Genomic DNA, 20,763 nt, shown 5'->3' with positions numbered 1-20,763 from the left:
AAATTCCTCTTAATGTTACGGGGCTGGCCACGGCAGACCAAATCACAAGGTACCGCTGATCGCCACCGGTAACCGCCACCTGAGGCTTGTGTCCACCGCCGCGATCATCCGTGTTTCGGTTGTGGCGCCTTCGCGATCAGACCGTGAGCCCAGTTGAGCGTCCAGTCGGTCGCCGGCGCCCCGTCGATGCTCCAGCACTGCGTCGTCGCGTACAGGGCGTGGACGGGCTGGCCGGCCCCGCCGGCCAGGGTGTTCAGCGTGGCAGGCAGGTTGGCGATGCTGAACGCCTCCTCCGGGGCGGCGCAGATCAGGTCGCCCGGCGCGCAGATCTCGTTCGTCTTGCCGTTGAGGTCGCCGAAACCGCCCGGGCGCGCGCCCGTCATCGTCAGCCCCATCCCGGACAGGATGGGCACCTCGTGCAACGTGACCTCGGCGCCCTGCCCCGGCGGGTTGGGCCCGACGTCGTTGCCGACCCCCATCTGACGACGGCCGTCCGCGATCAACGTCACACCGAGCACCAGGTCGTCGTCCACGGGTCCGCGGCCGTTGCCGATGTCGCTGGCGATGTCGCCCGCGATCACCGCGCCCTGCGAAAAGCCCATCAGCACATAGCTGGTCAGCGGGCACTTGGCGTTCATGTCGGTCATCGCCTGAACCGTGGCGCGGGTGCCCTCGGCCCGGCTGGCGTTGTACGACATCTGCGGGTCGCCGCTGAGCGGGTTGTGAAACTGCGCGGTGTACGGCGTGGTGTAGGCCTGCAGCCGCGACGACGGGAACTGCTGGGTCAGGGTCGCGGTCGCCTTGTGCAGCAGCGCGTTGGGGAACTGCAGCGGGTTGGCCGGGTCGTCCTGCACGGAGGACTCCCAGGTGCCGGGAACGTCGACCAGCATCACGTCGGGGCACGACGCGTCCTGGGAGGCGGGCCGCGGCTTGTGCGGGTGCGTCGTCGTCGACGATGGCGGCAGCACCCCGGGCGGCACCGCGCTGGGCTCCGACTCGTGGCCGCGCAGCAAGGTCACTGCGGCCAGGATGCCCAGGAAGACGACGGCCGCGACCGACAGTGCCGCGATCCACGCGAGGGTGCGGCGGCGCTTACGCCGCGCGTTTGTAGCCATGTTCTCCTGCCGGCAGAGTCAGTGGATCGCAGCCATGCGGTCCTTGCGAACTCCGCTGCGCCCTCTACACGCTACCGGCTGGGAGGACAGCCCTGTCCGGGCAGCGGCCTACCTAATGGCGCCGACGATGTCGCCCGACATCGCCCCCAGCTGCCCCGACCAGGAGCCCCAGCCGTTGTCGCCGCCACCGGGGAAGTCGAAGTGGCCGTTGTGCCCGCCGTTGCTGCGGTACTGCTGATAGAACTCGCGCGAACTGCCCATCGCCGCGCCGGCCTGGCCGATCATCGCGGCGTCGTCGCCGCCCATGTTGGTGGGACTCCACACCCAGACGCGGGTGTTGTTCTGCGCCAGCAGCGAGGCGTGCACGTACGGGTCATGCCACTTCCACCGGCCCAGCTGCGGGGCGCCCCACATGCCGTTGCCGTCGACGCCGCCGAACTGCTGCAGGCCGGCCAGGATCGCGCCGTTGTAGTTGGTGCTCGACGGGTAGAGGAACCCGGACAGCGACCCGGCGAAGCCGAACCGGTCGGGGTGGAAGGCGGCCAGCGCCATCGCCGCGTAGCCGCCCTGCGAGGCGCCGACGGCGCCGTGGCCGCCGGGCGCCAAGCCCTTGTTGGCGGCCAGCCAGTCGGGCAGCTCGCTGGACAGGAAGGTGTCCCACTGCTTGCTGCCGTCCTGCTCCCAGTTGGTGTACATGCTCCAGGCGCCGCCGGCCGGGGCCACCACCGAGATGCCCTTGCCGCCGAGCGTGTTCATGCCGTTACCGGCGGTGACCCAGTTGCTCACGTCCGGGGCCGCGTTGAAGGCGTCTAGCAGGTAGACGGCGTGCGGGCCGCCGGCCAGGAAGGCCACCGGAATGTCGCGGCCCATGGCCGCCGACGGAACCATCAGGCTTTCGTAGCCCGCCGCCCTGGCTTTGCCGACGGTCGCGGCGTTCTGCAGCGCGAAGGCCAGGCCGACCGCCAGTACGGCCACGCAGAACACCCGGAAAAGCGCCGACACACCCCGCATGACCGCCATGTCCACCCTCCATCGTGTAGTCGCTGCATGCACATTAGCCAGCGCCTTAGTTCCCCCGGTCGCCGGGTAGTGAAACAAGTCACACACTCGGTAAACAACGAGCGGCGGAAACCCCGAAGGGTTCCCGCCGCTCGTCGTACTGCTTGGCGTGTTTTAGGTGCCCTGGCCGTTACCGGCGTTGGCGGCACCTGGGGCCGCACCCGGACCCGGGCCCGCGCCCGGGGTGGCGCCCAGCGTCGACTGCAGGTCAGGCTTCATCGCCTGCAGCTGCGCGCCCCAGTAGGGCCAGTCGTGGGTGCCGTTGGCGTCGAAGTTCCACACCGCGTTGTGGCCACCGGCGCCGTTGTAGGCGTCCTGGAACTTCAGGTTGCTGGTCCGCACGAAGCCCTCGAGGAACTTGGCGGGCAGGTTGTCGCCACCGAGGTCCGATGGCTTGCCGTTGCCGCAGTACACCCAGATGCGGGTGTTGTTGGCGACCAGCTTGCCGACCTGCAGCGTCGGGTCGTTGCGCGCCCAGGCCGGGTCGTCCTTGGGACCCCACATGTCGGCGGCCTTGTAGCCACCGGCGTCGCCCATGGACAGGCCGATCAGCGACGGGCCCATGCCCTGTGACGGGTCCAGCAGCGCCGACAGCGAGCCGGCGTAGATGAACTGCTGCGGGTGGTAGGCGGCCAGGATCAGCGCCGACGAACCGGCCATCGACAGACCGACGACCGCGCTGCCGGTCGGCTTGACCTGCTTCTGGCTCTGCAGGTAGGCAGGCAGCTCGCTGGTCAGGAAGGTTTCCCACTTGTAGGTGGTGCAGCCGGCCTTACCGCAGGCGGGCTTGTACCAGTCGGAGTAGAAGCTGGACTGGCCACCGACGGGCATGGCGACCGAGATGCCGGACTGGTTGTACCACTGGAACGCCGGGGTGTTGATGTCCCAGCCGTTGAAGTCGTCTTGCGCGCGCATACCGTCGAGCAGGTACAGCGCGGGCGAGTTGTCGCCGCCGCTTTGGAATTGAACCTTGATGTCGCGGCCCATTCCGGCGGACGGAACCTGCAGGTATTCCACCGGCAGACCCGGGGGCGAGAACGCCCCGGCGGTCGCCGAGCCTCCGACGGCGCCAATGAGGCCCGAGAGCAACGTCGCACCCGCGGCCGCCACGACGAGCCGGCGCGGCATACTCGCCACGGCGCCCCGCAATCTGTCGACAAGCGTCATCCTTGCTTCCTCATCCTTCTTGCAGCCTTTCGGCGCATTTCACCGATCGGTCACATTCTTGATTGGTCAAACTGTCTGCGCGGACCCGAACACACGGCTCCTGGTCGGGCCGTCGTGGCCCGCATCGTCGCCGCGCCAAGCGCAGCAGTGCTCGTGTAGTCAACCATACGTTGCGCCATTCGGTCGCATCGAGGCGTGCGCATCAGCCGTCGAGCACCCCTCCTACCCAGCGGTTTTCACGTCAAACATGTGTCTAAGAGTCGTCGCTTCGACTTGTGCCTGCGCGCCATTGGCCGCTGGTGAGGGGCCAATTGTGATGTTGCTGCCATCTTTTCAGCGCCGGTGCGGTGTGATTTGTTCGGCGTGCGCCGAAAATTCTTCTGCGCGACGCTTACTCGCGAGGTGGCCGCGGGGCCTCGTCGGGCACGGGCAGCCCACATCGGGCCAGCTCGTAGCGCGGCACCCGGTCGATCCGGTAGGTGGTGAACTCGAAGGAATTCACCAGGTTGGACAGGAATCGGTGCGGCGTCATCGGCGCACGCACCGAACTGAGCACCGCCTTCGTCTCGGGGCACTGCAGCGCCGCGACGGCCTCGGCGACCCATTGCTGGTCCAGGTAGCCCGGAATCCCCGGGGGCAGCTTCACCCACGGCCCGTCGGCGATCACCCAGTCAGGAAAGAGGTTCTTGTCGTGCCCGATGCGGCCGTGCTTGAGCCGTTCCGTGTGTTGCGCAAGAGGATTCGCCAAACCGATCTGGTCGATCACCCTGACGTCGAGCCCGACGTTCATGCCGACCATGCCGAGGTTGGTGAAAAACACCGTGTGCTGCGGCGGTTGCGGTGGGCTTCCGGGCGGCGGCTGCAGCATCGGCACCAGGTCCCACTGAATGTAGTTGCCCGACGGCAGCAGCAGCGCCCCGCCCGGGGTGTTGTCGAGCGCGGTCAGGATGGCGGCCATCCGCGGATAGCCCAGGTAGTCCGCGGCCGTCAGCGGGTGCGCGTGACCGGTGGCCTGGGCGTAGAAGCGGCGTTCGTCGACGATCCCGGTGTAGGTGACGTGGGTCGCGTCGTCGCCCATCCCGGGTGAGTTCGCCGCCCAGAGCGACCAGCCGGCCAGCCCCAGCCACAAGGCTCCGGCCGCGCCGGCCACCCAGTTTCCGGTCTCCCGCGAATAGTCTTGGCCGTCGGGGATGGCGACGGGGACGACGGCCACCGGGGCCAGCAGACAGAACAGCGGCGCCAGCAGCACCCGGGCGTGCATGAAGTCGCCGCCCTGCCGGATCCAGTAGAGGGCCTGCACCAGACCGCTGACCAGCACCCACGCCACCACCGCGGGCGGGCTGTGCACGGCGCGGGCGAACCGGCCGTAGTCGGGCGCCAGCGCGGGGCGCAGGAACGACGGCCGCCGGCGCGCGGCGAACAGCAGCACGCCCAGCAGAACGAGCAGCACCAGGGGTATCCACACCGCGTACGGCGCGTCGAAGTTCGAGAGGTAGATCATGCCCTGGGACCACTTGTCCCCGGCTGCGTCCTTGGCCAGGGCGGTGCCGGGCACCAGCAGGCCGTAGTACCCCATCCGGAAGATCTGGTAGGCGACCGGGACGAGACCCCCGGCCACCAAGATCAGCGCGCGGCGGCGCCAGGTCCGGGCCGCGACGAGCATCATGATCAGCGCCAGGCCACCCATCAGCGCCAGCTCCGGCCGCACCAGCACGCTGAACCCGGCCACGAACGCCAGCAGCCCCGCGAACACCCTGCGGTCGGCGCGGTTGCGCACCGGCTGCGCCCAGCAGACCATCATCCACCACAGCAGCCCGAGGTAGGCCAGCGCCAAACCGCTCTCCAGGCCGGACGTGGCGAAGTCGCGCGCCGGGGGCAGCGCGACATACACCAGCGCGCCGGCCGGCACCATGACGGCCTTGCGGCCCCGCAGGCTGGGCGCGTACAACCGCGCGGCGCCCACCATCAGCAGCGCCACGCCCAGCACCGAGAGCACCAGCGCCAGCGCCAGCGCGACGTATTCCATGCGCATCGGGCCGCCCACCCAGCTCCCCGCGTACATCAGATAGGTCCAGGCGGTGGAGGTGTTGGCCTCCACCCGCTCGCCCTGGTTGAACACCGGGCCGTTGCCCGCCAGCAGGTTGCGCACCGTGCGCAGCACGATCAGGCCGTCGTCGGCGATCCAGCGGCGCTGCCAACTTCCCCACGCGAACAGGACGGCGACCACCGCCACGCTGGTCCACAGGCTGGCCCGGACCATGGTGGTGTACGGAAACACCGGCCAGCCGGGCCGCCTGATCACCGGCCGGCTGCGCATCATGCGCGCCTTGAGTGCCTGCAGTTCGGGGCTAACCGAAGGCAACGGCGGCTCCGACTGTTGCGACCCACGCCAGGAACAGCAGCTGCAGCACCCGGTCGCGCAGCGCGATGTCTTCGGGTTCGCCGGCCAGGCCGCCGTCCACGTCCACCGCGTAGCGCAGGATCGCGATGGTGAACGGCACCATGGACACCGCGTACCAGGACCCCGAGTGGTGGTCACGCTCGAAGGCCCACAGGCCGTAGCAGATCACCACCGCGGTGGCCGACAGCGTCCAGACGAACCGCAGATAGGTGCTGGTGTAGCTCTCCAGCGACTTGCGGATCGCCGCGCCGGTGCGCTCGGCGAGCTGCAGTTCGGCGTAGCGCTTGCCGGCCACCATGAACAGCGAAGCGAACGCGGCCGACAGCAAAAACCACTGCGACAGCGGGATATTGGTGGCCACACCGCCGGCGATGGCCCTCAGCAGGTATGCCGACGACACGATGCAGATGTCAAGCACCGCTTGATGTTTGAGGCCGAAACAGTACGCCAGCTGCATGACGAGGTAGACGGCCATCACCAGCGCCAGGTTCGGCGTCACCAGCCACGCGATGCCCAGCGAGGCCGCGCCCAGCAGCACCGCCAGGAAGTAGGCCAGCCACTCGGGCACGACGCCCGCCGCGATCGGGCGGAACCTCTTGGTCGGGTGCTCGCGATCGGCCTCGACATCGCGCACGTCATTGACCAGATACACCGCCGACGCCGCCAGGCTGAACACCACGAACGCCAACCCCACCTGCGTGAGCATCTGGCCGTAGTGGTACCGATTACCGCTGCCCAGCCCGGCCACGGGCGCGGCGAGCACCAACACGTTCTTCACCCACTGCCGCGGGCGTATCGCCTTGATCAACCCGGTGACCAGGTTGCCCGACGGTCGGGTCACCACGTCCTCAGTCATTCGGCTTCACCCCTTGCGACCTCTTGTGCGCGGCGCGCGACGGCCGCAACGACGGCACCCAGCGCGATGCCGAAGGCCACGTCGCTGGGGTAGTGCACCCCCAGCAGCATCCGCGACAACGCCATCGGCGGCACCAGGACCGCGGGCAGCGGCAGGCCGGTGGCCCGGGCCATCAGGATCGCTGCGGCGGTGGTCGAAGTGGCATGTGCGGACGGGAAACTCAGTTGGCTGGGGGTGCCGACGTTGACCACGACGGCGGGGTCGTGCGGCCGCTTGCGGCGCACGATCCGCTTGACGACGACGGCGGTGACGTGCGCAGCGAACGCGCCCGCCCCGGCCACCAGCCAGTCCCGGCGCCGCTGCGGCGACAGCGCCGCGCCGAGCGCGGCGACGGCCACCCAGCCGATGCTGTGCTCGCCGAAGTACGACAGCGCGCGCGCCACGGGCAGCGCCCCAGGCCGATCGCCCAGTGCCGCCTGGACTGCGACCAGCGCGGCCACCTCGCCGCGGGGCGCCTGTGCGGCGGCGGCCTCATGCATGTTCGGCAGCGGGCAGCAACGCCGTCTCCCACTTCTGCTTGCTGGACAACACGGGCAGCGCGTCGCGATACACCCGGCGCATCTCGTCGAACCGGCTGAGCAGCTGACGCTGACGGCGCACCGATGCGAACAACAGCGAGAACATCTTTCGCCGGTCCCGCTGGCGGTAGACCACGCCGCAGCCGTCGGCCGTGGTAACCGTCACGCCGTCGACCGTGCACAGCCGGAACCAGCGCGCGTCCTGGGTCGGCACATTGAATTCGGGCCGCGTGTGGGCCGCCGTGTCCGCCTTGGTCATGTTGTGCAGGACGCCGCGGATCAGCCGGTAGCCGACCGACACCGGGTTCACCGGCGGCTTCATCGCCTTGGTCTTGTGCGCGGGCGACGGCAATTCGCTGGCCGCGGGCAGCGCCACGGCGTCCGGGTATTCCTTGCGCAGCCGATGCACCTCGGGCAGCCCCGATTCCAGGATCGAGAAGATGTGCTCCGGGCCGGCGAGGAAGTCGTCGATCGCCCTGTTCTGGATCGCGACAGTCGAATATTCAAGGCAGGCAAGGTGTTTCAGGGTGGCCTTGAGGTGGCTGCGGACCAGGCCGGTGATGTCGCCGCCCCAGTGCAGCGCCGCCACCACCAGCCGGTTGCGCAGGTGGAAGTAGGCCTGCCAGTCGATCGCGTCGTCCTTGTCGCTCCACGCCATGTGCCAGATTGCGGCGCCGGGCAGCGTGACCGTCGGGTAGCCGTGCTCGCCGGCGCGCAGACCGTATTCGGCGTCGTCCCATTTGATGAACAGCGGCAGCGGCTGGCCCAGTTCCTCGGCGACCTGCCGCGGGATCATGCACGTCCACCAGCCGTTGAAGTCGACGTCGATGCGCCGGTGCAGCAGCGCGCTGCGATCGTTCTTGTCGTTCAACGGAAATGCGGCGAAGTCGTGGTCGTACTCGGCGTGCGGCGCGGCCGTCCACATGAAGTTCGCCTGGTTGACGACCTCGCCCATGATGTGCAGGTGCGACGGCTCCTGCAGGTTGAGCATCTGCCCGCCGATCAGCGTCGGCGTCTTGGCGAAGCGGCTCAGCGCCAGCACCCGCAGGATCGTGTCCGGCTCGATGCGGATGTCGTCGTCCATGAACAGAATCTGTTGGCAATCGGTGTTTTTCAGCGCTTCGTACATCACCCGGCTGTAGCCGCCGGAGCCACCGAGGTTGGGCTGGTCGTGGATGGACAGCCGGCTGCCCAGTCCGGCGGACGCGGCCGCGAAGTCCGGATGGTCGCGCACCTTGCGGGTGCCCTGATCCGGCACGATCACCGCACCGATCACCTTGTCCACCAATGGATCCGCCGTGAGGTCGGCCAGCGCGTTGACGCAGTCGGCGGGGCGGTTGAACGTGGGGATGCCGATGGCGATGTTGGCGGTGCCGGGGGCGGGCTCGGTGGCGTACCAGCCGCCGCTGACGAGGTTGACCGCGGTGTCGGTGGTGATGTCGAACCAGATCCAGCCGCCGTCCTCGAACGGCCGCAGCGGTACCTCGATCTCGACGACGGCGGGTTGCTCGTCGGTGCCGACGAACTGGCGGCCCTGCACCGAGATCCGCACCCCGGTGGCCTTGGTCCGGTACACGTCGACACGCCCGGTACCGGTCAGCTCGACTCGCAACACCACCGACTCACAGATCGACCACCGCCGCCAGTAGCTGGCCGGGAACGCGTTGAAGTAGGTGGCGAACGACACCTCGGACTCTTTGCCGATCTCCAGCGAGGTGCGACTGGTGGCATGGGCACGCCGGGCGTTGGTCGTCGACTCCTCGAGATAGAGCTTGCGCACGTCGAGCGGCTCGCCGGGACGCGGCAAGATGATCCGGGACAGCAGGCTCACGGCACGAGTCATCAGACGGTTTCCTCAACTAGCGGCGCGCCGTCACGCAGGTGCGGCGCGAGAACGTTGTCGTACATGTTCAGGGCGCTGGCGATGGCCATGTGCATGTCCAGGTATTGGTAGGTGCCCAGCCGGCCGCCGAACAATACCTTCGACGATGCGGTCTCGGCCTTCGCCCGGGCCCGGTAGGCGGCCAGCAGCGCGCGGTCGGCCTCGGTGTTGATCGGATAGTAGGGCTCGTCGTCGTCGGCGGCGAAGCGCGAGTACTCCCGCATGATCACGGTCCTGTCCGTGGGGTAGTCACGCTCGGTGTGGAAGTGACGGAACTCGTGGATGCGGGTGTAGGGCACGTCGGGGTCGTTGTAGTTCATCACCGGCGTGCCCTGGAAATCCCCGATGGGCAGCACTTCCAGCTCGAAGTCCAGGGTGCGCCAGCCGAGTCGGCCCTCGGCGTAGTCGAAGTAGCGGTCCAGCGGCCCGGTGTAGACGACCGGCGCGCCGAGGCTGTCGGCGCGCAGTTGGTCGCGCACGTCGAACCAGTCCGTGTCCAGCCGCACCTCGATGCGCTCGTCGGCGGCCATGTTGCGCAGCCAGGCGGTGTAGCCGTCGACGGGCAGGCCCTCATAGGTGTCGCTGAAGTAGCGGTTGTCGAAGGTGTAGCGCACCGGCAGCCGGGTGATGTTCGCGGCGGGCAGCTCCTTGGGGTCGGTCTGCCACTGCTTGGCGGTGTACCCCTTGACGAAGGCCTCGTAGAGAGGCCGGCCGATCAGCGAGATCGCCTTCTCCTCGAGGTTCTGCGCGTCGGCCGTGTCGATCTCGGCGGCCTGTTCGGCGATGAGCTTGCGGGCCTCGTCCGGGCTGAAGTACTTGCCGAAGAACTGCGACACCAGGCCCAGCCCCATCGGGAACTGGTAGGCCTGCCCGTTGTGCATCGCGAAGACGCGGTGACGGTAGTCGGTGAAGTCGGTGAACTGCCGCACGTAGTCCCAGACCCTCTTGTTGGAGGTGTGGAACAGGTGGGCACCGTACTTGTGCACCTCGATACCGGTGTTCGGCTCGGCTTCCGAGTAGGCGTTGCCACCGATGTGCGGCCGGCGGTCCACCACGAGGACGCGCTTCCCGAGCTGGGTAGCCACGCGCTCGGCAATGGTCAGTCCGAAGAATCCAGAGCCGACGACGAAAAGATCGAAACGAGCGGTCATCGGTTGCTTAGGGTATCCGACCGCGGGGCCCTAACCCATTTGGCGAGGCCATGGCGCGGCCCCCGCGCCGCGATGACGGTGTTGCTGGGGGCCGGGATCGGCGATCACAGTGCGGGTCGCAATTGCCTCACGATTCAATATCACCACTCTAGTAACAGTCTTCCCACTCGTACCATCGACTTTGTGTGATTCCCACGGACTTAGCAGCGTGGGACGCGCCGAGAAGAACACATAGTCAGATAGAGGAGACTTCCGTGCCGAACCGACGCCGACGCAAGCTCTCGACAGCCATGAGCGCGGTAGCCGCCCTGGCAGTGGCGAGTCCGTGCGCATACTTCCTTGTCTACGAATCGACCGCCGGCACCAAGGCGCCCGAGCATCACGAATTCAAGCAGGCCGCGGTGATGAGCGACCTGCCCGGTGAGCTGATGGGCGCCCTGTCGCAGGGTCTGTCGCAATTCGGGATCAACATGCCCCCGATACCCGCCCTCAACGGGGGTGCCACCACAACGGGTCTCACCAGCCCCGGCCTGGGCACCCCGGGTCTGGGCACGCCGGGTCTCGGAACGGCGACCCCGGGCCTGGGCACGCCCGGTCTGGGCACGCCGGGTCTGGGAACTGCGACCCCGGGCACGACGGGCCTGACCAATCCGGGCCTGACCAGCCCTGGTGCGGCGCCCTTGACGCCCGGACTCACCGCGCCCGGCGCGCTGCCTGCCACCCCCGGTGGCGGCGTCGCGACCCCGGGCGCCGGGCTCAACCCGGCGCTGTCCAACCCCGGGCTGACCAGCCCGGCCGGAGTCACGCCGGGCCTGGGTGGCGCGGCGATGTCGCCGAGCGAGGTGCCGATCGACTCCGGGGCCGGTTTGGACCCGGGCGTCGGTGGCACCTACCCGATCCTGGGCGACCCGTCCACCTTCGGTAACGCCTCGCCGATCGGCGGCGGCACCGGCCTGGGCGGCGGTTCGGGCACCGGGGGCGCCAGTGGCGGCCTGGTCAACGACGTGATGCAAGCCGCCAACCAGTTGGGCGCCGGCCAGGCGATCGATCTGCTCAAGGGCCTGGTCATGCCGGCCATCACGCAGGGCATGCACGGTGGCGCGGGTGCCGCGGGTGCCCTGCCGGGCGCCGCGGGTGCCCTGCCTGGTGCCGCGGGTGCGCTACCGGGCGCCGCGGGTGCCCTGCCGGGTGCCCTGCCCGCCGCCGCGGGTGCGGCCGGCGCGTTGCCGGCGGCCGCCGGCGCGGTGCCGGCACTGCCCCCGGTCTAGTCCCGCACAAACCCTCCAACAAGACGGCACCGCAGCATGGGCTGCGGTGCCGTCGATTTTGGGGAGATTCGCCGGCGCTTGGCTCGTGTCGTCTCATAGATAACATTGGAATCACACGTAACATCAGCTGGTGTCTCGCAGTCGCGCGCCGACGATGCTGCTCACCGCCGTGGCGGCGACCGTCGTCCTCGTCTCCTGGCTGGCGGACACGACCCGCGATCGCGGCACCGCCGGGCCGCCGCCGCCTCGCGGCACCCAACTCGTCGAGCAGCCGCTGGTCGGGCTGGGCGCGGGCGTCACGGTCCGCGAAATCAGCCAGGCCAGCCCGTTTTCCCTGATCGCCCTCACCGGTGACCTGGCAGGCACCTCAACCCGGGTGCGTGCGAAACACACCGACGGGTCGTGGGGGCCCTGGTATCAGACCGAATACGAGACGGCGGCGCCCGACCCGGCGACGGCCGCCGGCTCGCTCGAGGGGCCGCGCGGCACCGATCCGGTGTTCGTCGGCACCACCACCACCGTCGAGGTCGCGGTCACTCGCCCCCTCGACGCGACGGCGACCCAGCCGCCGCCGCGGCAGAAGACCGACCTGGGCTACAAGCCGGCCTCCAGGGAACAGCCGTTCGGGCAGAACATCTCGGCCGTCCTCATCTCCCCACCGCAGGCGCCGGCCGACAAGCATTGGACACCCCCGGCCGGCGTCTTGATGCCCGGCCAGGCTCCCCCCATCATCAGCCGGGCGCAATGGGGCGCCGACGAGTCGCTGCGGTGCGGCGCACCCCAGTACGACAACGGGATTCGCGCCGCGGTGGTGCATCACACCGCTGGCAGCAATGACTATTCGCCGCTCGAATCGGCCGGGATCGTCAAGGCCATTTACACCTACCACAGCAAGACGCTGGGCTGGTGCGACATCGCCTACAACGCACTGGTCGACAAGTACGGCCAGGTGTTCGAAGGCAGCGCGGGCGGCCTCACCAAGGCGGTCGAGGCTTTCCACACCGGCGGATTCAACCGCAACACCTGGGGTGTGGCGATGATCGGCAACTTCGACGACGTACCCCCCACCCCGATCCAGCTCAGAACCATGGGCCGGCTGCTCGGCTGGCGGCTGGGGCTGGACGGCGTCGACCCCAAGGGCACCGTGCAACTGGAGTCGGCCGGCAGCCACTACACCACGTATCCGGCCGGCTCCATCGCGACGCTGCCGACCATCTTCACCCACCGCGACGTCGGGAACACCGACTGCCCCGGCAACGCCGCCTACGCGCTGATGGACGAAATGCGGGATATCGCAACACATGTCAACGATCCGCCGGAAGAACTGCTCAAGGCGTTGCAGGGGGGCGCGATCTATGACCATTGGCTGGCGATCGGCGGGATGAACAGCGTGCTGGGCGCCCCGACCTCGCCGGAGGACAGCGCGGATGGCGATGCCCGTTTCGTCACCTTCGCCCGCGGCGCGATGTACTGGTCACCCGAGACGGGCGCCCAGCCGGTCACCGGCGCCATCTACGACGCCTGGGGCTCGCAGAGCTACGAGCGTGGCCCGCTCGGATTGCCGACCAGCGCGGAAATCCATGAGCCGCTTCAGATTACCCAGAACTTCCAGCATGGCACGCTGAACTTCGAGCGGCTGACCGGAAACGTCACCGAGGTGGTGGACGGCATCACGGCCCCGCTGGCGACCGAATCACCAAGCGGCCCAACGGTACCGGCCGAGCACTTCTCGCTGCCGTCGCACCCGACGCCGACCTGACCGGCCGCTAAAGCCACCAGCGTTCCAGCACCCGGCCCACCCCGTCGTCGTTGTTGGCGGTGGTGACCTCGTCGGCCGCCGCCCGCACGTCGGGATGGGCATTGCCCATCGCCACGCCGTGTCCCGCCCACCGCAGCATCGGCAGGTCGTTGGGCATGTCGCCGAACGCCACCACCTCCTCGCCGGCGATCTCCAGCGGCCGGGCGATCTCCTCGATGCCGGTGGCCTTGCTGGTCCCCAGCGGCACGATCTCGATCAGGCCGTTGTTGGTGGAATACGTGATGTCGCCCCCGATGCCGACGTGCTTGGCCAGCGCGGCCGCCATGTCGTCGCTGCGGGCTCCGGAGCGGCGAATGAGCAGCTTGATCGCCGGAGCGCTGAGCAGATCCTGGATCGACACCTCGGTGTTGTCCGGGTTCAGCCAGGCATGCTCGTAGCCGGGCGAGCTGACGAACTGGGGGGTGGCAGTGTCGTGGGCGCTTTCGCCGATGCGCTCGACGGCCAGCCCGGCGCCTGGGATGACGCGCGTGGCCAGCTCCGCCAGCTCGGCCAGGGTGTCGACGGCCAGCGTGCGGGTGGACATCACCCGGTCCGTGGCGGCGTCATAGATGACGGCGCCGTTGGCGCACACCGAGATCGGCGCAAAGCCCAGCGCGTCGACGACGGGACGGATCCAGCGGGGCGGACGGCCGGTCGCCACGACGAACCGCGCGCCGCCCGCCACCGCGGCGCCGATGGCGTCACGGGTGCGCGGGGAGATCTTCTCGTCGTCGTCGAACAGGGTGCCGTCGACGTCGCACGCGATGAGCGCGGGCAGGGTCAATGCAGCCCGCTCTGGTTCTGCCCCGGCCGCGTCACGCCGTCGGTTCCGTATTTCTCCATCCGCTCCTGCAACTCCGAGAGCCGCATGGCGCGGGAATCCTCCTGGTTGGGCGCGCTGCCACCCAACCGCCGCGGCACCCAGAACTCGTCTTCCGGGTGCGGATATTGCTCCTGCACCCGGTACAGCAGGTCGTTCATCGCCGAACGCAACAGCGTGATGAGCTCCTGGGGCGTGCCGTGCGGCGGCAGCGGTTGGCCGGCCGCCACGGTGATCGGAACCTTGTTGCGGAACACCTTTTTCGGATGATCCTTGGGCCAGATCCGGTGCGCCCCCCACACGACGATCGGGACGATCGGCACCCGGGCCTCGAGCGCCATGCGTGCCGCGCCGTTCTTGAACTCCCGCAGTTCGAAACTGCGGCTGATGGTGGCCTCGGGATGCATCCCGATCAGCTCACCCTCGCGCATGCGCTGTACGGCCAGGTCGAAGGCGTCGTGCCCCGACCTGCGATCCACCGGAATGAGCCGGGCGTGCTTGATCACGTAGTTGACGGCCTTCACATCGGCCATTTCCGCCTTGATCATGAAGTACGCGCGCCGCCGGCGCTCCCGCACGGCCATGAGCGTCGGCAGCCAGTCCAGGTAGCTGGTGTGGTTCTGCGCCAGCAGCGCGCCGCCGCGGGCGGGGATGTTGTCCAGGCCGTGATAGGTGAACCTGGTCCCCTGCATCGCGACCAGCGGCGGGACGATCCATTCCCCCAGCCGGTAGAACCCCTCGGGCATGTCTTCTCCTTCGCCTACCGCGACGGGTCCTCGCCCCGCCTGGCCGATCGGGCCGCCGCCTCGGTGGCCTCCATCCGGGCTGCCTCCGCCGGCGTGGGCGCGCCACCGCCCAGCCGACGCGGCATCCAGTACGCCCCCGGCTCGCCGGGATAGCGCTCCTGCGCCCCGTGCAGCAACGCGACCATCGAGTCGCGCAGGGCGGCGTTGGTCTGCGCGACATCAGCACGTGCCCGCAATGGCGCGCCTACCTGCACAGTAATCGGTGTTTTGGCGCGACCCCCGTTACGCGGGTGATCTTTGGTCCAGATTCGCTGCGCGCCCCAGACGATCACCGGCACGATCGGGACGTCGGCTTCCATCGCCATCCGCGCGGCGCCGGTCTTGAACTCCTTGAGCTCGAAGCTGCGGCTGATCGTGGCCTCCGGATACACCCCCACCAGCTCACCTTCGCGCAGCCGCTGCACCGCCACCGCGTAGGCGCCCGCCCCGGCGCCGCGGTCCACCGGGATGCTGCGGGTGTGCTTGATCAGAAAGTTGACGGGCTTGACCTGCTGCATCTCGGCCTTGATCATGAACCTCAGCCGGCGGCCCCGGCGGTGTACGGCCAGGGCTGCGGGCAAGAAGTCGACGTAGCCGGTGTGGTTGATGGCCACCACGGCGCCGCCGGTCGCGGGGACGTGCTCCTCACCGAGGTAGGTGATCCTGGTGCCGGTCACCTTGACCGCCAGTTGAGCCAGAATTTCCAACGTGCGGAACGTCGGCTCCACCATCGATCGCTACTCCGGCGCCCCTGCGGGCCGGGCCCGGCGAGCCGCGCGGGCGGCCGTCTCCTCGGCCTCCAGCCGGGCCGCCTCCGCCAGGGACGGGGCGCCCCCGCCCAGCCTGCGGGGCACCCAGAACTCGCCGGCCGGGTGCGGCCCGTACATTTCCTGCGCGCGCTCCAGCAGATGCTGCATGCGCGAATGCAGCAGCCCCTTGAGCTCCTCGATGGCCAGCGTGGGCTCGATCGGCTCGCCGACCAGCACCATGATCGGAACCTTCGGACGCCACAGCTTCTTCGGGTGGTCCTTGGTCCAGATCCGCTGGGCGCCCCACACGATGTGCGGAACGATCGGCACCCCGGCCTCGACCGCCATGCGCGCGGCCCCCGACTTGAATTCTTTGATCTCGAAGCTTCGGCTGATGGTGGCTTCGGGGTAGACGCCGACCAGCTCGCCGTCCTTGAGGTTGCGCACGGCGGCCTCGAAGGAGGCGGCACCGTCCTGCCGATTCACCGAGATGTGCCGCAGGCTGCGCATGAGCGGCCCGGTGACCTTGTGGTCGAAAACCTCCTGCTTGGCCATGAACCGCACCTTGCGGCCCAGGCCCTGCTTGTAGGCCGGCAACCCCGCGAAGGTGAAGTCCAGATAGCCGGTGTGGTTGATGGCGATCACCGCGCCGCCGCTGGTCGGCAAGTTCTCCACGCCCGCGATCGTGATTTTCAGACCCTGGACGCGCCACACCAGGCGGGCGAGCGCAATGACAGTCCCGTAAACCGGTTCCACAGCACTTCAGCCTAATGCTCCCCGCCGAACGCCGTCCCGACAGCCGGAAATCCTCCCGGTGCCCGGGCACCGGCGGCGGGCCGACGCCCTGCGCCCGCGCTAAGCTCGGGGGCTGAAAAGCCGTCACCCAGGCCCGAGGCCGCCGAAGCCCTTCGAAGGCCGTCTCCCGGCCCCAGGAAGGTATCAGTGCAGGTCACCAGCGTCGGCCACGCCGGACTTCGGATCCAGACCCGAGCGGGCAGCATCCTTTGCGACCCGTGGGTCAACCCCGCGTACTTCGCGTCCTGGTTCCCGTTCCCGGACAACAGCGCGCTGGACTGGGACGAGCTGGGGGACTGCGACTACCTGTACGTGTCGCACCTGCACAAGGACCACTTCGACGCCAAGAACCTGGCCGAGCACGTCAACAAGGACGCAGTGGTGCTGCTGCCGGACTTCCCGGTGCCCGATCTTCGAAATGAGTTGCAGAAGTTGGGTTTTCACCGCTTCTTCGAGACCACCGACTCGGTTCGGCACCGGATCGGCGGCGCGGGCGGCGACCTCGACGTCATGATCATCGCCCTGCGGGCGCCGGCCGACGGCCCGATCGGTGACTCGGCACTGCTCGTATCCGACGGTGCGACAACGGTTTTCAACATGAACGACGCCCGGCCGGTGGACCTCGACGTGCTGGCGTCGGAGTTCGGGCACATCGACGTGCACCTGCTGCAGTACTCCGGGGCCATCTGGTATCCGATGGTCTACGACATGCCGGCGCGCGCCAAGGAATCGTTCGGCGTCCAGAAGCGGCAACGCCAGATGGACCGCGCCCGCCAGTACCTCGCCCAGGTCGGGGCGACGTGGGTGGTGCCGTCCGCGGGCCCGCCGTGCTTTTTGGATCCCGGGCTGCGCGACCTCAACGACGACCACGGGGACCCGGCCAACATCTTTCCCGACCAGATGGTCTTCCTCGACCAGATGCGCAGGCACGGCAACGACGGCGGGCTGTTGATGATCCCCGGGTCGACCGCCGACTTCACCGGCGCGGCCCTGAACTCGCTGACCCATCCGCTGCCCACCGACCAGGTCGAGGCCATCTTCACCACCGGCAAGGCCGACTACATCGCCGGGTATGCCGAGCGGATGGCACCGGTCATCGCCGCGGAGCGGGCGAGTTGGGCGCCGGCCACCGGGGAGCCGCTGCTGGAGCCGCTGCGCGCCCTGTTCGAGCCGATCATGTCGCAGAGCGACGAGATCTGCGACGGCATCGGCTATCCCGTCGAACTGGTGCTGGGGCCCGAGACAGTGATCTTGGATTTCCCGAAAAGGGCTGTGCGGGAAAAGATTCCAGACGAGAAGGTGCGCTACGGGTTCGCGATAGCACCCGAGCTGGTCCGCACCGTGCTCCGCGACCGCGAGCCGGACTGGGTCAACACCATATTCCTGTCGACGCGTTTCCGGGCCTGGCGGGTCGGCGGCTACAACGAGTACCTCTACACGTTCTTCAAGTGCCTGACCGGCGAACGGATCGCCTACGCCGACGGCTGGTTCGCCGAGACCCACGACGACACCGCCTCGGTCACGCTGGACGGCTGGGAGATTCAGCGCCGGTGCCCCCACCTCAAGGCGGACCTGTCGAAATTCGGCGTGGTCGAGGGAAACACGTTGACCTGCAACCTGCATGGCTGGCAATGGCGACTGGACGACGGGCGCTGCCTGACCGCCAAGGGCCACCAGTTGCGGAGTTCGCGGGCGTGAACGAATCCTACGACGACGGCCTGGTCCAGCTGGACGGCGCGGCGATCACGTTGCGCCGCTACCACTTTCCGTCGGGCACATCGAAGGTGATCGCGCTCGACGCCATCCGCGGGTATCGGGCCGAGCGGCTGGACCTGTTCTGGCATCGCTTCCGCGTCTGGGGCACGTCGGATTTCCGCCGGTGGCTGCCGCTGGACATCGGGCGGCCGTTCAAGTCGACGCTGATCACACTGGACGTGCCGGGCGCGCGGCCCGCCCCGGCGTTCACTCCCGCGCGCCCCGACGAGTTCACCGCCCTGTTGGACGAGTTGCTGAGGCGGCGCGGCTAAGACGCGTCCGCCGCGTCGCGGTCGGCGAGCGCCTGGCGCGCCGCGTTGTAGCCGGGGATGAAGGTGATCCCCGGCCCGCCGTGGCAGCCGGCGCTGCCCAGATACAGCCCGTCGATCGGGATCGGCTGGCCGAGGTATCCGCGCGGCCCGGGCCGGTTGGGGCCGATCTGGTTGGCGTTCAACAGCCCGTGGCAGTAGTCGCCGCCGGGGGCGCCGAACATCACGCCCATGTGCCTCGGCGTGAAGGTGGTGTGCCGGATGATGCTGCGCTCGAAATTCGGTGCGAGCCTGGTGATCTTGTCGATCACCCGCTGGCCCATTTCGACCTTGGCCTGTCCGTAACTTGCCTTGTTGGGGTCACCCTCGATCGGGAAGAACAGCGCAAAGGCCGACGCGGCATGCTTCCCCTCCGGCGCCAGGCCCGGGTCGTTCTGCGACGGGATCTGCAGCACGACCGTCGGGTCGGCGGGCACGATTCCGCGCCGCGCGTCCTCCCATTGCCGCTGGACCTCCTCCGGCGTGCAGAACAGGCCGATCGATGCCTGCATGGCCGGCTCGTTGAGGGCCTCGTAGGGCGCGGCGAAGACGGGGGCCTCCTCGAGCGCGAAGTGCATCTGCAGGTAGCTGCCGCGGTGGTCGATGCGCGCATAGCGATCCCGGATGTCGGTGGGCAGCGCGGCGGGATCGATCATCTCGTTGAGCGTCACGTCCGGCGCGATGCCCGAGACCACGACGGGCGCGTTCAACGTCTCCCCCGCCTCGGTACGCACCCCGGTCACCCGCCCGTCGGCGGTGAGAATCTCGGTCACCCTGGTGCGCAACCGAAGTTCGCCGCCGTGACCGGCCAGCACGTCGCACAGGTGCGAGGTGAGCGCGCCGATGCCGCCGCGCAGCTTCTTCATCTGCATGCTGTCGCCGTCGGGAACGCCCAGGCCGAACGCGAGCGCGGCCGCGCTGCCCGGCGTGGACGGACCCCGGTAGAGCGTGTTCACCGCGAGCACGGTCATCGAGCCGCGCAGCGCCCCGTGCTTCTCGCGGTCGGGCAGGTAGCGGTCCAGGACGTCTGTGGCCGACCCGAACAGCATGTCGTCGATGGCGGATCGTTCGAATTCGTTTGTGGCACAGGCGTACATCTCGTCGATGCTCTTGGGTCGCGTTCCGGCTTCGAACCGCCCCAGCGCGCGGGTGGGGCCTTGGCTCCAGGCCATCAGTCCCACCATGCCGTTGACCGCGTCCGCCCCGTGCACCTCGTTGAGATGGGTGAACAGCTTGACAGGGTCGCTGTACTGCACCAGTGGATCGTCCCCGACGCCGCGGACCGCCACCGACATCACGTCCAGGTCGATCGTGGGGATAGTGTCCAGGCCCAGCTCGTCGACCACCACCTGGGAGGTCGGGAACTGCACCGAGCCGGCGATCTCGAACTGGTAGCCGTCGAAAAGCTCGACGGTGGAGGCCATGCCGCCCGCGTAGCGCTTGGCGTCCAGGCACACGGTCCGTAATCCGGCCTTCTGCAGCAGCACGGCCGCGGTGAGCCCGTTATGGCCGGCGCCGATAACTATCGCGTCGTAATCAGTCATGTCCTGCCCTCCGGGTGGAGGCTCGCACGGCGGCAAAGTTTTGTCAATTATGACGAAACTTCAGGGGCGGGCCGCCGTGACCCAGGAGTCGGTGATCCCGGCGCGCAGCGACTCCAGCGCCGCATGACACAGCCGCGCGAGTTCGCCCAAAGACCGTTCGTCGCTCACCATCCAGACCTCCATCGCGCCGAATACCGCGGCCGCTATGCATCTGGCGGCGACCGCGGCTCGCACCCGCTGGTCCGTCGTCGAGTCCGCGCCGCCGTTCGCCCCACCGCCACGCCGTTGCAGTTGCGCGCCGATGGCGTCGGCGAAATCAGCCTGCACGTCGCGGATGTGGCGCACGATGCGGCCGGGATCGAGCTCGTCCTGGCGCAGGGTGGCGATCTTGGTCACCGCGTCGACGTCGTAGGGGAACGAGAAGATGGCCGCCTGCACCGAATCGATGATGGGCTCGTCAGCCGGCCGGGCATCCAGGGCGGAGCGAAACCAGTGCAGCCCGGTGTAATCGGCGAACAGCAGGTCGTGCTTGGAACCGAAGTGGCGGTAGAAGGTCCGCAGCGACACCCCGGCGTCGGCGGCGATCTGCTCGGCCGACGTGTCCTCCACGCCCTGCGCCAGGAAACGCACCACGGCGGCCTGCCGCAACGCCTCGCGGGTGCGCTCGCTGCGCGCCGTCTGAGCGGGCCTGACCATCAGACGAAGGTACCAAGCCGATCCGGCGGCCTACCG

Annotated in this window: 18 protein-coding genes; 4 read left to right on the top strand and 14 right to left on the bottom strand. The window is 68.7% G+C overall.

Translation table 11 applies throughout. The features are described from left to right. Window positions 1-104 precede the first annotated feature (104 nt). The 8 genes from OQ789_RS10075 to glf all read right to left on the bottom strand — a co-directional run bounded on the left by OQ789_RS10075 (window position 105) and on the right by glf (window position 10,209). Window positions 105-1,115, bottom strand: a complete 1,011-nt coding sequence (locus tag OQ789_RS10075; RefSeq protein WP_324685385.1) for a cutinase family protein — start codon at window positions 1,113-1,115, stop codon at window positions 105-107. A gap of 108 nt (window positions 1,116-1,223) precedes the next feature. After that, on the bottom strand, window positions 1,224-2,126 hold the full coding sequence (locus tag OQ789_RS10070; RefSeq protein WP_324685463.1) for an alpha/beta hydrolase family protein: 903 nt from the start codon (window positions 2,124-2,126) through the stop codon (window positions 1,224-1,226). Window positions 2,127-2,288: 162 nt separating this feature from the next. Next, window positions 2,289-3,341: an alpha/beta hydrolase family protein gene (locus OQ789_RS10065; RefSeq protein ID WP_324685383.1), complete on the bottom strand. Its 1,053-nt coding sequence runs from the start codon at window positions 3,339-3,341 to the stop codon at window positions 2,289-2,291. A gap of 391 nt (window positions 3,342-3,732) precedes the next feature. Continuing rightward, a complete protein-coding gene (gene aftB / locus OQ789_RS10060; protein WP_324685381.1) occupies window positions 3,733-5,703 on the bottom strand; it encodes a terminal beta-(1->2)-arabinofuranosyltransferase in 1,971 nt (656 codons plus the stop codon). Further along, window positions 5,690-6,598: a decaprenyl-phosphate phosphoribosyltransferase gene (locus tag OQ789_RS10055; RefSeq protein WP_324685380.1), complete on the bottom strand. Its 909-nt coding sequence runs from the start codon at window positions 6,596-6,598 to the stop codon at window positions 5,690-5,692. The genes aftB and OQ789_RS10055 overlap by 14 nt, the downstream gene beginning before the upstream one ends. After that, entirely contained in the window at window positions 6,595-7,137 is a 543-nt protein-coding gene (locus OQ789_RS10050) for a phosphatase PAP2 family protein (protein ID WP_324685379.1), read from the bottom strand. Before OQ789_RS10050 ends, OQ789_RS10055 begins: the two co-directional genes overlap by 4 nt. Then, window positions 7,130-9,019, bottom strand: a complete 1,890-nt coding sequence (locus OQ789_RS10045) for a glycosyltransferase (RefSeq protein WP_324685378.1) — start codon at window positions 9,017-9,019, stop codon at window positions 7,130-7,132. The genes OQ789_RS10050 and OQ789_RS10045 overlap by 8 nt, the downstream gene beginning before the upstream one ends. Continuing rightward, window positions 9,019-10,209 carry a UDP-galactopyranose mutase gene (glf, locus tag OQ789_RS10040; RefSeq protein WP_324685376.1) on the bottom strand — a complete coding sequence of 397 codons (1,191 nt, stop codon included), beginning with the start codon at window positions 10,207-10,209 and terminating at the stop codon, window positions 9,019-9,021. Before glf ends, OQ789_RS10045 begins: the two co-directional genes overlap by 1 nt. A gap of 254 nt (window positions 10,210-10,463) precedes the next feature. Between glf and OQ789_RS10035 the strand changes: the two genes are divergently transcribed. Continuing rightward, a complete protein-coding gene (locus OQ789_RS10035) occupies window positions 10,464-11,477 on the top strand; it encodes a PirG (protein WP_324685374.1) in 1,014 nt (337 codons plus the stop codon). A 130-nt stretch (window positions 11,478-11,607) separates the two neighbouring features. Continuing rightward, on the top strand, window positions 11,608-13,236 hold the full coding sequence (locus OQ789_RS10030) for an N-acetylmuramoyl-L-alanine amidase (RefSeq protein WP_420716077.1): 1,629 nt from the start codon (window positions 11,608-11,610) through the stop codon (window positions 13,234-13,236). Between the two features lie 7 nt (window positions 13,237-13,243). Here the strand turns inward: OQ789_RS10030 and OQ789_RS10025 are convergent, their stop codons facing one another. From OQ789_RS10025 to OQ789_RS10010, 4 genes are read right to left on the bottom strand one after another with little or no spacing between them, the layout of a single operon-like run. Then, the gene (locus OQ789_RS10025; protein ID WP_324685372.1) at window positions 13,244-14,059 is read right to left on the bottom strand and encodes an HAD family hydrolase; all 816 of its coding nucleotides are present in this window, start codon (window positions 14,057-14,059) and stop codon (window positions 13,244-13,246) included. After that, on the bottom strand, window positions 14,056-14,841 hold the full coding sequence (locus tag OQ789_RS10020) for a lysophospholipid acyltransferase family protein (RefSeq protein ID WP_324685370.1): 786 nt from the start codon (window positions 14,839-14,841) through the stop codon (window positions 14,056-14,058). Before OQ789_RS10020 ends, OQ789_RS10025 begins: the two co-directional genes overlap by 4 nt. A gap of 14 nt (window positions 14,842-14,855) precedes the next feature. Further along, window positions 14,856-15,611: a lysophospholipid acyltransferase family protein gene (locus tag OQ789_RS10015; protein WP_324685368.1), complete on the bottom strand. Its 756-nt coding sequence runs from the start codon at window positions 15,609-15,611 to the stop codon at window positions 14,856-14,858. Window positions 15,612-15,617: 6 nt separating this feature from the next. Further along, a complete protein-coding gene (locus tag OQ789_RS10010) occupies window positions 15,618-16,385 on the bottom strand; it encodes a 1-acyl-sn-glycerol-3-phosphate acyltransferase (protein WP_324685366.1) in 768 nt (255 codons plus the stop codon). Window positions 16,386-16,571: 186 nt separating this feature from the next. Between OQ789_RS10010 and OQ789_RS10005 the strand changes: the two genes are divergently transcribed. Together OQ789_RS10005 and OQ789_RS10000 are read left to right on the top strand one after the other, a co-directional pair. After that, window positions 16,572-18,122 carry an MBL fold metallo-hydrolase gene (locus OQ789_RS10005; protein WP_324685364.1) on the top strand — a complete coding sequence of 517 codons (1,551 nt, stop codon included), beginning with the start codon at window positions 16,572-16,574 and terminating at the stop codon, window positions 18,120-18,122. Then, window positions 18,119-18,451, top strand: a complete 333-nt coding sequence (locus OQ789_RS10000) for a hypothetical protein (RefSeq protein ID WP_324685362.1) — start codon at window positions 18,119-18,121, stop codon at window positions 18,449-18,451. Before OQ789_RS10005 ends, OQ789_RS10000 begins: the two co-directional genes overlap by 4 nt. Here OQ789_RS10000 and OQ789_RS09995 read toward each other — a convergent pair. Next, window positions 18,448-20,031 (bottom strand): NAD(P)/FAD-dependent oxidoreductase, encoded by a 1,584-nt coding sequence (locus OQ789_RS09995; protein ID WP_324685360.1) that lies wholly within the window; start codon window positions 20,029-20,031, stop codon window positions 18,448-18,450. The two genes, OQ789_RS10000 and OQ789_RS09995, sit on opposite strands and share 4 nt — an antisense overlap. 60 nt (window positions 20,032-20,091) lie before the next feature. After that, complete coding sequence (locus OQ789_RS09990; protein ID WP_324685358.1) at window positions 20,092-20,727, bottom strand: TetR/AcrR family transcriptional regulator; 636 nt, start codon at window positions 20,725-20,727, stop codon at window positions 20,092-20,094. Between the last annotated feature and the right edge of the window lie 36 nt (window positions 20,728-20,763).

The sequence above is a fragment of the Mycobacterium sp. 94-17 genome (genome assembly GCF_035617725.1).
Lineage (GTDB): Bacteria > Actinomycetota > Actinomycetes > Mycobacteriales > Mycobacteriaceae > Mycobacterium.
The sequence above is the reverse complement of the archived record's forward strand: the minus strand, read 5'-3'. Positions and strand labels throughout refer to the sequence as shown.

Coding starts and splice junctions, on each gene's coding strand:
- OQ789_RS10055 (WP_324685380.1), bottom strand. CDS start 6,598: ATGACTGAGGACGTGGTGACCCGACCGTCGGGCAACCTGGTCACCGGG.
- OQ789_RS09995 (WP_324685360.1), bottom strand. CDS start 20,031: ATGACTGATTACGACGCGATAGTTATCGGCGCCGGCCATAACGGGCTC.
- OQ789_RS10070 (WP_324685463.1), bottom strand. CDS start 2,126: ATGCGGGGTGTGTCGGCGCTTTTCCGGGTGTTCTGCGTGGCCGTACTG.
- OQ789_RS10015 (WP_324685368.1), bottom strand. CDS start 15,611: ATGGTGGAGCCGACGTTCCGCACGTTGGAAATTCTGGCTCAACTGGCG.
- OQ789_RS10045 (WP_324685378.1), bottom strand. CDS start 9,019: ATGACTCGTGCCGTGAGCCTGCTGTCCCGGATCATCTTGCCGCGTCCC.
- OQ789_RS10050 (WP_324685379.1), bottom strand. CDS start 7,137: ATGCATGAGGCCGCCGCCGCACAGGCGCCCCGCGGCGAGGTGGCCGCG.
- OQ789_RS09990 (WP_324685358.1), bottom strand. CDS start 20,727: ATGGTCAGGCCCGCTCAGACGGCGCGCAGCGAGCGCACCCGCGAGGCG.
- glf (WP_324685376.1), bottom strand. CDS start 10,209: ATGACCGCTCGTTTCGATCTTTTCGTCGTCGGCTCTGGATTCTTCGGA.
- OQ789_RS10075 (WP_324685385.1), bottom strand. CDS start 1,115: ATGGCTACAAACGCGCGGCGTAAGCGCCGCCGCACCCTCGCGTGGATC.
- OQ789_RS10065 (WP_324685383.1), bottom strand. CDS start 3,341: ATGACGCTTGTCGACAGATTGCGGGGCGCCGTGGCGAGTATGCCGCGC.
- OQ789_RS10020 (WP_324685370.1), bottom strand. CDS start 14,841: ATGCCCGAGGGGTTCTACCGGCTGGGGGAATGGATCGTCCCGCCGCTG.